At 42.2% G+C, this 12,585-nt stretch carries 14 protein-coding genes; 12 read left to right on the top strand and 2 right to left on the bottom strand.

Features of this window, described 5'->3' with window-relative positions:
- Positions 1-69 precede the first annotated feature (69 nt).
- Complete coding sequence (locus NYE79_RS08810) at positions 70-264, top strand: PspC domain-containing protein (RefSeq protein ID WP_000415528.1); 195 nt, start codon at positions 70-72, stop codon at positions 262-264.
- Positions 265-395: 131 nt separating this feature from the next.
- Here the strand turns inward: NYE79_RS08810 and NYE79_RS08805 are convergent, their stop codons facing one another.
- Complete coding sequence (locus NYE79_RS08805; protein WP_070656881.1) at positions 396-950, bottom strand: GNAT family N-acetyltransferase; 555 nt, start codon at positions 948-950, stop codon at positions 396-398.
- Positions 951-1,059: 109 nt separating this feature from the next.
- Between NYE79_RS08805 and NYE79_RS08800 the strand changes: the two genes are divergently transcribed.
- Entirely contained in the window at positions 1,060-2,430 is a 1,371-nt protein-coding gene (locus NYE79_RS08800) for an MATE family efflux transporter (protein WP_065371556.1), read from the top strand.
- 96 nt (positions 2,431-2,526) lie between these two features.
- A complete protein-coding gene (locus NYE79_RS08795) occupies positions 2,527-3,243 on the top strand; it encodes a YebC/PmpR family DNA-binding transcriptional regulator (RefSeq protein WP_000532894.1) in 717 nt (238 codons plus the stop codon).
- A gap of 49 nt (positions 3,244-3,292) precedes the next feature.
- Here the strand turns inward: NYE79_RS08795 and NYE79_RS08790 are convergent, their stop codons facing one another.
- Positions 3,293-3,997, bottom strand: a complete 705-nt coding sequence (locus NYE79_RS08790) for a CD20-like domain-containing protein (protein ID WP_216728587.1) — start codon at positions 3,995-3,997, stop codon at positions 3,293-3,295.
- Between the two features lie 192 nt (positions 3,998-4,189).
- On the opposite strand from NYE79_RS08790, the gene NYE79_RS08785 reads away from it, so the two are divergent.
- The 9 genes from NYE79_RS08785 (at position 4,190) to NYE79_RS08745 (ending at position 12,475) form a co-directional block, all read left to right on the top strand.
- Entirely contained in the window at positions 4,190-4,651 is a 462-nt protein-coding gene (locus tag NYE79_RS08785; protein WP_000360526.1) for a MarR family winged helix-turn-helix transcriptional regulator, read from the top strand.
- A complete protein-coding gene (locus NYE79_RS08780; protein ID WP_216728586.1) occupies positions 4,635-6,404 on the top strand; it encodes an ATP-binding cassette domain-containing protein in 1,770 nt (589 codons plus the stop codon). The genes NYE79_RS08785 and NYE79_RS08780 overlap by 17 nt, the downstream gene beginning before the upstream one ends.
- Complete coding sequence (locus NYE79_RS08775; RefSeq protein ID WP_216728585.1) at positions 6,394-8,154, top strand: ABC transporter transmembrane domain-containing protein; 1,761 nt, start codon at positions 6,394-6,396, stop codon at positions 8,152-8,154. Before NYE79_RS08780 ends, NYE79_RS08775 begins: the two co-directional genes overlap by 11 nt.
- A 96-nt stretch (positions 8,155-8,250) precedes the next feature.
- Entirely contained in the window at positions 8,251-8,754 is a 504-nt protein-coding gene (locus NYE79_RS08770) for a phosphatase PAP2 family protein (protein ID WP_125825649.1), read from the top strand.
- Positions 8,755-8,867: 113 nt separating this feature from the next.
- Complete coding sequence (locus NYE79_RS08765; protein WP_000776591.1) at positions 8,868-9,314, top strand: LytTR family DNA-binding domain-containing protein; 447 nt, start codon at positions 8,868-8,870, stop codon at positions 9,312-9,314.
- A 5-nt stretch (positions 9,315-9,319) separates the two neighbouring features.
- Positions 9,320-9,994, top strand: a complete 675-nt coding sequence (locus NYE79_RS08760) for a hypothetical protein (RefSeq protein ID WP_216728584.1) — start codon at positions 9,320-9,322, stop codon at positions 9,992-9,994.
- A gap of 104 nt (positions 9,995-10,098) precedes the next feature.
- A complete protein-coding gene (gene rpmB / locus NYE79_RS08755) occupies positions 10,099-10,287 on the top strand; it encodes a 50S ribosomal protein L28 (protein WP_001140948.1) in 189 nt (62 codons plus the stop codon).
- 152 nt (positions 10,288-10,439) lie between these two features.
- Entirely contained in the window at positions 10,440-10,805 is a 366-nt protein-coding gene (locus NYE79_RS08750) for an Asp23/Gls24 family envelope stress response protein (RefSeq protein ID WP_000216434.1), read from the top strand.
- Between the two features lie 2 nt (positions 10,806-10,807).
- Entirely contained in the window at positions 10,808-12,475 is a 1,668-nt protein-coding gene (locus tag NYE79_RS08745; protein WP_216728571.1) for a DAK2 domain-containing protein, read from the top strand.
- Positions 12,476-12,585: the final 110 nt, after the last annotated feature.

The following is a 12,585-nucleotide window of genomic DNA, read 5'->3' as shown; positions in this document are numbered from 1 at the left end:
TTCAAAAGCGTAAAAAAAGAGTATTTAATCAAAAAAATTAAATCATTCTATAAAAAGGAGACTACTATAATGGAAAAACGCCTTGTTCGTAATGTACAAGACAAAAAGATTGCTGGTGTATGTGCTGGTATCGGTGACTACTTTAACATGGACCACACACTTGTTCGTGCACTTTGGATCATCTTCACCCTACTTGGTGGTTCTGGAATCTTAGCTTATGCTGTTCTCTACTTCCTTCTTCCAGAAGGCAATGCAGAAGCTTAAGCCATAGAGAGAATAAAAGTTTATTCTGATTAGTTGAAAATAAAAAATGCATGTAATCGTATATTACATGCATTTTTATATGTAGCTTCTATCGAAAAAGAGAGATTCTTCACCAGATGGATAAGTCTTGTTTAATGGTCACTAAAACGACGATACTCTATATGAAAGTCAAAATAATGTTCATTCTGTAGCTTTTGGAAGATGTCGCGATAGGCTTCTTCGTCAAAATGGTCGCCACGGTAGAGAATTTCAAAACTCAAACCATCGTACTCTAGAAAAGCGTTGGCTGTTTTGAAACCATTTTGGTGATAGAAATCCATGCGGGCCTTTCTCTGCTCCAAGTTATCGCATTCTTCGTCCAATCGCTCGACTTCTAGTAACATGGTTCGCTGATAAAAATCAGTCAGCTTTTCGATGATTTCTTTTCCATATCCGTGGCTTCTCAAGTGGGGCATAATGGCAAAAAAGCTGATATAGAAGGCCTTTGGATTGGAGATGGCAAAAGCAAAGCCGACAAACTCTTCTTGGTTATAAAAGGCAAAAAAGTGGGCGTCTTCTCGGTCTTGATAGCGCAAGAACTCTGACAGAGGAACTCGTTCTTCCTCGGGGAATGCTTCCTTGTTTAGCTTTTCAACCTTATCTAGATCAGGAAATACATCGGTAATTAATTGACTGGTCAAACTCATAAATGAACTCCTTTTCTTGATTATAGCAAATTGTCTCTCTGTAAGCAATTGATTGCAAACTTAGTGATAGAGCCTTGTCGCTCCTTTAGAAAGCTGATATAATAGCTTTATGAATAAGAAACGATCCGTGGACTTGATACATGGTCCTATTCTTCCTGCGCTGTTAAGCTTTGCCTTTCCAATCTTGCTGTCAAATATTTTCCAACAGCTCTATAATACAGCTGACGTCTTGATTGTTGGACGATTTCTTGGTCAAGATTCCTTGGCAGCAGTAGGGGCGACAACTGCCATTTTTGACTTGATTATAGGCTTTACGCTTGGTGTTGGAAATGGCATGGGGATCGTCATTGCCCGCTATTATGGGGCTCGTAATTTTACAAAGATCAAGGAAGCAGTAGCAGCCACCTGGATTTTAGGTGCTCTTTTGAGTATTGTGGTCATGCTGATGGGATTTGTCGGTCTGTATCCTCTCTTGCAATATTTAGATACTCCTGTAGAAATCCTTCCTCAATCCTACCAATATATTTCTATGATTGTGACTTGTGCCGGTGTCAGCTTTGCCTATAATCTCTTTGCAGGTTTGTTGCGGTCCATTGGAGACAGTCTAGCAGCTCTTGGATTTCTGATTTTCTCTGCTCTGGTCAATGTGATTCTCGATCTCTATTTTATTACGCAACTGCAACTGGGTGTTCAATCTGCGGGACTTGCTACCATTATCTCACAAGGGTTGTCAGCGGTTCTTTGCTTTTTCTATATCCGTAAGAGTGTTCCAGAACTGCTTCCTCAACTCAAGCATTTTAAATGGAACAAGGCCTTGTATGCGGATCTCTTGGAGCAAGGTTTGGCTATGGGTCTGATGAGTTCCATTGTGTCCATTGGTAGCGTGATTTTACAGTCTTCTGTCAATACTTTTGGAGCTGTGATTATTAGTGCACAAACAGCAGCTCGACGGATTATGGCCTTTGCTCTCCTTCCAATGACGGCTATTTCTTCTGCTATGACGACCTTTGCCTCTCAAAATCTAGGAGCCAAGCGACCAGATCGCATAGTCCAAGGTCTTGGTATTGGGAGTCGTTTGAGTATGTCCTGGGCAGGTTTTGTTTGTATCTTCCTCTTTTTTGCCAGTCCTAGCTTGGTTTCTTTCTTGGCCAGTTCGACAGATACCTACTTGGTAGAAAATGGTAGCCTCTACCTGCAAATCAGTTCAGTCTTTTATCCGATTTTGAGCCTTTTGCTGATTTATCGCAATTGCTTGCAGGGATTGGGGCAGAAAGTCCTTCCTCTAGTTTCCAGCTTTATAGAACTAATCGGGAAAATCGTTTTTGTGGTCTTGATTATCCCTTGGGCAGGGTATAGGGGAGTCATCTTTTGCGAACCCCTTATCTGGGTTGCCATGACTACCCAACTGTACTTTTCACTTTTCCGCCATCCCCTGATAAAAGAAGGCAAGGCAATCTTGGCAGCCAAAGGACAATCCTAGCTGGATTTGCTGAATAAAATCCATTTCCTCTAGTGAAAATCGAAAAAACTTGTGTTATAATAAGAAAGATTAAAATGTGAAAAAAGGAGATTCCTAATGGGACGTAAATGGGCCAATATCGTAGCCAAGAAAACGGCTAAAGATGGAGCTAACTCTAAAGTATATGCAAAATTTGGTGTAGAAATCTATGTAGCAGCTAAAAAAGGTGATCCAGACCCAGAATCAAACACTGCTTTGAAATTCGTTATCGACCGTGCGAAACAAGCCCAAGTGCCAAAACACGTTATCGATAAAGCGATTGATAAAGCAAAAGGAAACACAGACGAAACCTTTACAGAAGGACGTTACGAAGGTTTTGGACCAAATGGTTCTATGTTGATTGTGGATACCTTGACTTCAAACGTCAACCGTACCGCAGCCAATGTCCGTGCAGCTTTTGGTAAAAACGGCGGAAACATGGGTGCTTCAGGTTCAGTTTCATACCTCTTTGATAACAAGGGTGTGATCGTATTTGCGGGTGAGGACGCTGATGCAGTCTTTGAGCAATTGCTAGAAGCAGATGTGGATGTGGACGATGTAGAAGCAGAAGAAGGAACAATCACTGTTTACACAGCTCCAACAGACCTTCACAAGGCTATCGTTGCCCTTCGTGAGTCTGGTATCGAAGAATTCCAAGTGACTGAATTGGAAATGATTCCTCAGTCTGAAGTGGAATTGTCAGGCGAAGACCTTGAAACCTTTGAAAAACTTTACAGCGTTCTTGAGGACGACGAAGACGTACAAAAGATCTACACAAACGTAGATGGATTCTAATAGAAAAACGAACAGTTTTACTAGCTGTTCGTTTTTTTGATATTTGAACTTAGACTCTAGTTTCAGAATCGTTTTGTTGCTTGCTTTTTTCTAGACCTAGACCGACTGCATGTTTTTGAACGAGCAAGAGTTGCCCATTGTCATCTTTTGCAAAAGTTAGGGTAACCGTCTTGATCTTGTCACCAATGGAGATATAGGTGACTTTTCTCGTATTGTACCCCCCAATAGTGGAGTCAAACTCGGAGTCTGGCAGTCCGTGTTTTTTGATAATATCCTTGTAGTTGGTGCCACCTTTTCCTTTGTTGTCAAGGTCACCTTCGATTAAGGCGTCGAACTGTTCTTGGGTCCAGGTGAAGGTATCGTTTTCTTCCTCCTCAGGGATGGAATAGGCGCTATCATCTGTCAAGTCGCTTTCTTCTTCGCGTTCCATTGAGGCACTCGCCTCGCTGTAGGAACGGTTAAACTCCCTGACAAACTCTTTGTAGACATTAGCGTACAGTACCTGGGTCGTAAAGAAAAGTACAACTGAAGCAACTGCAAGGGATGTTCCGATAATGGCCATTGTTTTCCGTTTTTTGAGGTTGACGATAAGGCCGATAATCCCCAAGATAAATGCAACAATGGCGATGAAAAACGATAGATAGTTAATAAATGGGATCCAAGATCCTAAAAGTGCGATGGCTCCAAAAATGGTTGCTAAGATTCCTAAAACTCTTTGTTCTTCTGGTTTCATTTGAACGTTTTCTCCCTTCATCGAGTGAATGGATTTCTATCCACAGTAGTTAGTGCTTATTATAGAAAAAATATTGCCTAATGTCAATTTAAACTAAAATAGTTCTCATGGAAACTTTTTTCTTGACATCTTTTCTGAAAATGGTAAAATAGTTCTCATGGTAACTTAATTAGTTCTCCAGAGAACTATATTTATCGTAAGAAAGGAGCAATCATGGACAAGCCGATGTTAATGTTCAAACGTTTTGGGCACCAGGTTCATCTGATGGTACAGAAAGAAGCCAAGCGATGTGGCATTGAATTTATGGGTGGACCGCAAGGGCAGGTTCTGCGTTTTTTAGATCATTGTGAACAAAAAGAGGAACTGGTCTTGATTAAGGATATCGAGCAGGAACTCAATATTACCAAATCTGTGGCGAGTAATCTAGTCAAGCGCATGGTACAAAATGGTTTGGTCGAGTTAGAGGCGAGCCCCAGCGATAAGCGGGCAAAATTTGTTCGCCTGACGGAGAAATCGCGTTCGCAGATGCAAAAAGTTAAAGCTTTTTTTGATCGGATCGATCAGAGTCTGCTAGAGGGGGTTTCAAAGTCAGACTTGGCAATCTTTGAAAAGGTACTCGGGCAATTGCAAGAAAATGTTGAGAAGATAGGAGGAGAGAATGAAGAAACTCGCTAAACGTATTACAGGAAAAGAGTGGGGAATGATCGTCCTTACGATTCTGTTCACTTGTTTCTCGGTCTATCTAGAGTTAGAGGTACCGACCTACATTTCGCAAATTACAGAATTACTGGGAACGTCAGGGACACAGATGGATGCACTCTGGTCACCAGCTGCGAAGATGATTGGTTTGTCTTTATTGGCTTTCTTTTCATCTGTTATGGTTGGTTTCTTTGCCGCTCGCGTTGCAGCATCCTATACAACCCATCTACGTAGAGACGTATTTCATCGTGTTTTAGATTTTTCGCAGACAGAGATCAAGCGCTTTTCAATCCCAAGTCTTTTGACTCGGACGACCAATGATATTACCCAGGTACAGATGCTCTTTACCATGGGCTTGCAAGTGGTTACTCGTGGGCCAATTATGGCTATCTGGGCCATTGGAAAAATCCTTGGGAAATCGGAATACTGGCTCTGGGCGGTCCTTGTGGCTGTTATTGTGAATGTCTTGATGACCACCGTTCTTATGACTCTGGCTTTTCCTAAACAATCTGTCATCCAAAAATTGACAGATAAACTCAATAGTATCACTCGTGAAAGTTTGACTGGGATTCGAGTTGTTCGCGCATACAATGCCGAGGATTACCAAGGTAAGAAATTTGAAGCAGCTAACGATGAGGTAACACGTCTCAATCTCTTTGTCAATCGATTGATGGCCATTATGAACCCGATCATGATGGCGATTTCCAGTGGATTGAGTTTAGCCATTTACTGGATTGGTGCCTATATCATCAACGATGCAAGTTTGACAGAACGTCTGCCACTCTTTAGTGATATGGTAGTCTTCATGTCCTATGCTATGCAGGTCGTGATGGGCTTCCTTCTCATGGGAGCACTCTTTATCGTTCTTCCTCGGACCTTGGTTTCTGCAGGACGTATCAACCAAGTTTTGGATTTGCATCCTTCTATTAAGAATCCGAGTCAAGCACAGGCTGCAGATTCTTCAGTTCAAGGACAAGTGGAATTCCGTGATGTAACCTTCCGATACTCTCAAAACTCAGAAGCAGTTGTGGAACATGTTACTTTTAAAGCCGAAGCAGGTCAAACAGTTGCCTTTATCGGATCAACTGGATCTGGGAAATCTACTCTAGTCAACCTAATACCTCGTTTTTATGATGTCTCATCTGGTCAAATCCTAGTAGATGGTGTCGATGTGCAAGATTACAACTTGGAAGACTTGCGTAATAAGGTCGGCTATATCCCACAAAAAGCTGTGCTCTTTTCTGGAGATGTTAAGGGTAATCTCGACTTTGGTAAGAGTAAAGAAAGTCCTCTCAGCGAACCTGCTATGTGGCAAGCTTTGGAATTGGCTCAATCTAAGAACTTTATCGAGGATAAGGAAGCAGGTCTTGCATCAGAAGTAGCCCAAGGTGGAACCAACTTCTCAGGAGGTCAAAGACAGCGTTTGGCCATTGCGCGTGCCTTGGCTCGTAAACCAGAGATTCTCATCTTTGATGATTCCTTCTCAGCCTTGGACTACAAGACAGATCGTGTCCTACGCCAAGAGCTAGCCGAGAAAACAAAATCCATGACCAAGATCATCGTAGCGCAACGGATTTCTACCATTATGGACGCCGACCTGATCTTAGTTTTGGATCAAGGTAAAGTCGTGGGACAAGGCACCCACAAGGAACTTCTTGCAACCAACGAAGTCTACCAAGAAATTGCCTACTCACAACTATCGAAGGAGGAATTGGAACATGGAAAATAAAAAAGTTTCGGTCTGGAAACAGTGCAAACCTTATATGGCAGGCCTCCAACTTCCTCTCCTAATAGCAGTTGTGGCTGCAGTCATTTCAAGCATCATTACCGTTTATGGTCCAACTAAGATTAAAGAAATTACTAACTTGATTTCAGATGGCTTGGCTACAGAAATCGACTTGGTAGCTGTGTCAAACATTGCTGGATTTTTGGTTGTCCTATATGTGTTTGGAGCTATCCTTAATTATACACAGGCCTATATATTTTCAACGAGTATCCAACATTTTTCAAAACGCTTGCGGACGGCTATCGCTGAAAAAATCAATCGTTTGCCACTTGGCTATTTTGACCGTCATTCACAAGGAGACACCCTTTCGCGCGTGACCAATGATGTGGATACAGCAGCGCAATCTCTCAACCAAAGTCTAGGGACAGTTCTTTCAGCTAGTTTCTTGTTGATTGCTGTCTTGGTGATCATGTTTGGGATGAACTGGATTTTAGCTCTCGTAACAGTGGTCTCTACGCTTGTTGGTTTTGCGGCGGTTTCCGTAATCATGGCCAAGTCACAGGGTTATTTTAAAGCCCAACAAAATAATCTAGCAGCCGTCAATGGTTATGTGGAAGAGATGTACTCTGGCCATAATGTAGTGACCAGCTACAACGCAGTGGACACCTCCAAAGCGAGATTTGCAGGGTTAAACCAAGACTTGCATGACAGTATCTGGAAATCTCAATTTATCTCTGGTATCATGATGCCAGCCATGTTCTTTGTTGGGAACTTTAGTTATGTCTTAGTCATCATCGTTGGGGCCGCGCTGGCGTTAGAAGGGCATATCACTATAGGGATTATCGTAGCCTTTATGGTTTACGTACGGACCTTCTCCCAACCTCTGTCACAGATTGCCCAAGGGATTACGAGCCTGCAACAAGCGAGTGCAGCCATGATTCGTGTATTAGAATTTCTAGCTGAAGCTGAGATGCAGGATGAATCTCATAAGGAAAGACAATTGGCCCATATGAAAGGGGAAGTAGTCTTTGATCATGTGTCCTTTGGCTATACACCAGAGCGCACCATTATCCATGACTTTTCTGCGACAGCTCATGCAGGTCAAAAGGTCGCAATCGTTGGACCAACTGGAGCTGGGAAGACTACCATTGTCAACCTCTTGATGAAATTCTATGAGATAGATAAGGGAAGTATCCGCATCGATGGTGTGGATACCAAGGATATGAAGCGCTCAGAAGTACACGATGCCTTTTCAATGGTCTTGCAGGACACTTGGCTCTTTGAAGGAACCATTCGAGAGAACCTGATCTATAATCAGACAGACATCAGTGATGAACGAATGATGGAAGCCAGCAAGGCTGTGGGAATCCACCACTTTATCATGACTTTGCCAGATGGCTACGACACTGTTTTGGATGACACTGTGACCTTGTCTGTTGGGCAAAAACAACTCTTGACCATTGCTCGTGCACTTCTTAAGGATGCACCGCTCTTGATTTTGGATGAAGCAACATCCTCAGTCGACACACGTACAGAGGAGTTGATTCAAAAAGCCATGGACCGTTTGATGGAGGGTAGAACTTCCTTTGTCATCGCCCACCGCTTGTCAACTATCCGTAATGCCGACTTGATTCTTGTCATGAAAGATGGTAATATCATCGAACAAGGCAATCATGAAGAACTCATGGCTCAAGGTGGTTTCTATGCGGATCTCTATAATAGTCAATTTACAGAAGACGAAGCAGAAGAATAAATCAAAAGAAGGCTTGACGGCCTTCTTTTTCTGGACTATACTAGAAGACAAGCGCCTCACCTGTAGACAAAAACAAGGTAATGAATGAGAAATTTAATGAAAAATTATCAAGAATGGTATCAAAATATCAGCTCCAGGCTCACCAGCCATCCCACCCTTTTATTTCTATTACGCAGTTTCAATCGTTTGATGACAGTCGCTATGCCTCTGGTATACCTGGCCTTGCTAGTCACTACTTATCTAAAACTAGGACTGGGTCAGCAAGTTGGGGTTTATGTGCTTATCCCTTCAACAGGCTTTGTGATGTTATCACTGTTTCGTAAGAAAATCAATCACCCGCGACCCTATGAAACTTGGGATATCTGTCCCCTGCTTGACAAGGATAGCTCGGGACAGTCTATGCCTAGTCGCCATGTCTTTTCGGCAACCATCATCTCCATGGCCTGTCTGCATGCTAGTCTACCTGTTGGCTTAGCATGCTTGCTCTTTTCAGCTTTGCTGGGCTTGGTGAGGGTTTTAGGGGGTGTTCATTATCCCAAGGATGTCTTGGTTGCCTATGCTTGTGGTCTGGTGTGGGGATTCCTTTTCTTCCTATTCTGACATGTAAGTTAAGCTAGTCCTACAACCACTTACGGCTTCAAATTGACCACTTGCTTTTTTGCCCTTGTATTCCTAACTTAGCTTTGATATAGTAGAGTCAGAAAGGAGATGTGATGAAGTTACGAATTGAGATTGACGGCAATTTAGAGGAGACTGAAATTGTCATCAAGACCCCCACTTTGACAGATGAAATTGCAGACTTGCAACGACTTTTGCAAGAGTCAAAGGCTCCGAGGTTGACTTTTTACAAGGGGACAGGTGAATATTATCTAGACCTGTCAGAAATTCTCTTCTTTGAAACAGAAGGGAGCAAGATCTACGCTCATAACCAGAAGGAAGCCTATGAAGTTCGTCTCAAACTTTATGAGTTGGAGTCTATCTTGCCTCGCTATTTTAGTCGAGTTTCCAAGTCAACGATCGCAAACATCCGTCAGATTTACTCAGTGGACAAGTCCTTTTCAGGAACGGGGACCATTTCCTTTTATCAGACGCACAAGGAGGTTCATGTCTCACGGCATTACCAATCCCTCCTAAAAGAAAATCTAAGAAACATGAGGTAAAAAAGATGAAAAAGAAAGCATTTGGTATTGTTTTATTGGTTTTAGCAGCTTGGATCTTGCTGCAAGGGAATTTTGGAATTCCTTCTTTGGATGGCAAGATATGGCCTTTACTAGGTATTGTTTTTTTTGCTTACCAATCAGTTGAAGCTTTGCTTCGTCGTCATCTAACATCAGCAGTTTTTACCGCTCTAGTAGCCTTAATGATTGCGAATCATTTTTATAACATTTTTCCTATTCCAAACCAGTCTTTGTTTTGGGCTAGTATCTTAGCAGTTCTAGGTGTCGGTTATCTTACTCACTCAAGTAAGTTCTGGAATGAAAAAAAATGGTGGTACAATGGGAAAAAAACAGTCGTCACGGATAAGGAAGTCGCTTTTGGTAGCGGGACCTTCTATAAACAGGATCAAGATCTCGTAGATGACCAAGTGGAAGTCGCTTTTGGGGATGCTAAAATCTACTATGATAATGCAGAGATGCTAGGTGATTTTGCGACTTTAAATATTGAAGTGGCCTTCGGGAATGCAACCGTCTATGTTCCGCAACACTGGCGTGTCGATTTGAAAGTAGAAACCTCCTTTGGTGCAGCTAAGGCAGATGCTCCTGTAGCACCAACCAGCAAAACCTTGATTATCCGCGGGGAAGTCGCTTTTGGTAAACTTGGAGTTGTTTACGTTAAATAAAAAAATAGTTTAGGCCCTTGATAAATTCGAGAAAGTGTGATAACATAGTACGGTATGTGGTGCTAGCACATCCGCTATATTAGATCTAATAGGAGGAAAACACAATGGCTAAAGTATGTTACTTTACAGGTCGTAAGACTGTATCAGGAAACAACCGTTCACACGCTATGAACCAAACAAAACGTGCCGTAAAACCAAACCTTCAAAAAGTTACTGTTCTTATCGATGGTAAACCTAAAAAAGTTTGGGCTTCAGCTCGTGCTTTGAAATCAGGTAAAGTTGAACGCGTTTAATAAAAATGAAAAGACCGCTTAGGTCTTTTTCTTTTGCTCTAAGGATAAAATCATTTGAAAAATAGAGTAAATATCTGCCGATACAGCATTCTGCTTTTACACTTGGGCTGAAATATGATAAAATAGAGTATCAACTAGTTGAGGTAAAAAAAATGACTGTAAAAATTAATACAAAAGATGGTCAAATCGAACTGACAGATGAAGTGATTGCAACCGTAGTAGGTGGTGCCGCAACTGAGATTTTTGGTGTGGTCGGTATGGCTAGTAAAAATGCCCTCAAAGACAATTTCCAAGCCCTTCTTGGTAAGGAAAATTATTCTAAGGGTGTTGTTATAAAAGCAGCCGAAGATGGCAGCATTGCAGTTGATGTTTATACCGTATTGAGCTACGGAGTAAAGATAAGCGAAGTGTCAAAAAACATTCAAGAGCGTGTTCGTTTTAGTTTAGAAAATCAACTAGGAATTACTGCTCAGACTGTGAATGTCTACATTCAAAATATCAAAGTTGTAGGAGAATAATCGTGTCAAAAATTACTACCAGTTTATTCCAAGAGATGGTGCAAGCTGCATCAACTCGTTTGAATAAGCAAGCAGAATATGTCAATTCATTGAACGTCTTTCCAGTTCCAGATGGAGATACTGGGACAAACATGGGAATGACCATTGAAAATGGTGCCAAAGAAGTAGCAGACAAGCCTGCTTCTACAGTTGGAGAAGTAGCGAGCATTCTTGCTAAAGGTCTCTTGATGGGTGCGCGTGGGAACTCAGGGGTTATCACTTCTCAACTCTTCCGTGGCTTCTCTCAGGCTATCAAGGAAAAAGATGAATTAACAGGTCAAGACTTGGCTCTTGCCTTCCAATCCGGTGTCGAAGTAGCTTATAAAGCGGTTATGAAACCAGTTGAAGGGACCATTTTGACTGTTTCTCGTGGAGCGGCTATTGGGGCTAAGAAAAAAGCCGAGGAGACAGATGATGCTGTTGAGGTCATGCGTGCAGCCTTGGAAGGTGCAAAAGCAGCTTTGGCTAAGACACCAGAAATGCTTCCAGTCCTTAAGGAAGTTGGTGTGGTAGACTCAGGTGGTCAAGGTTTGGTCTTCATCTACGAAGGATTCCTTTCAGCTCTTACTGGTGAATACAGTGCTTCTGAAGACTTTGTAGCGACTCCTGCCAACATGAGTGAAATGATCAATGCAGAGCACCACAAGTCTGTAGCAGGGCATGTGGCAACTGAAGACATTACCTTCGGTTACTGTACAGAGATCATGGTAGCCCTCAAACAAGGTCCAACTTATTCTAAGGACTTTGACTACGATGAATTCCGTAACTACTTGAATGACTTAGGCGACTCACTCCTTGTTGTCAACGATGATGAGATCGTCAAAGTTCACGTCCATACAGAAGATCCAGGTCTTGTCATGCAAGAAGGTCTCAAATATGGTAGCTTGATCAAGGTAAAAGTGGACAACATGCGTAACCAACACGAGGCGCAAGTTGAAAAAGAAGCAAGTCAAGGAAACAAGCCTGCTGAAACAAAAGAGTATGCCCTTATCGCAGTAGTAGCTGGTCAAGGTTTAGCAGATATCTTCCGTGCCCAAGGTGTGGATTATGTCATCGAAGGTGGTCAGACGATGAACCCTTCAACAGAAGACTTTATCAAGGCTGTTGAACAGGTCAATGCTCGCAACATTATCTTCTTGCCAAACAACAAAAATATCTTTATGGCAGCTCAGTCTGCGGCTGAAGTGCTTGAACAACCAGCTGTTGTGGTAGAAGCACGTACAATTCCTCAAGGATTGACCAGTCTTCTTGCCTTTGATCCAAGCAAATCAATCGAAGAAAACAAAGAACGCATGACTGCAGCCCTTGGTGATGTCATCAGCGGTAGTGTAACAACTGCCGTTCGTGATACAACTATCGATGGATTAGCAATTCATGAAAATGACAATCTTGGTATGGTAGATGGGAAAATCCTCGTGTCAAACCCGGACATGCATCAAACTTTGACTGAAACTTTGAAACACATGCTAGACGAAGATAGTGAAATCGTGACTTTCTATGTCGGTGAAGATGGAAGTGAAGAATTGGCCAACCAAATCGCCCAAGAAATCGCAGAAGAATTCGAAGATGTTGAAGTCGAAATCCACCAAGGTCAACAACCTGTTTACCCATATCTTTTCAGTGTGGAATAAGAGTGAAACTTGAATGAAAATAACAGAAGGAAGCTGAACTGACAGCTTCCTTTTTCTATGCAATTTGACCTACCAATAAATTTATATTGAAACAAACCTTCTATTGGAAA

Origin of the sequence: Streptococcus sp. FSL W8-0197, assembly GCF_037963785.1 — a bacterium.
In the GTDB taxonomy this organism is placed as follows: domain Bacteria; phylum Bacillota; class Bacilli; order Lactobacillales; family Streptococcaceae; genus Streptococcus; species Streptococcus oralis_CQ.
This window is presented reverse-complemented; position numbering and strand designations above follow the sequence as displayed.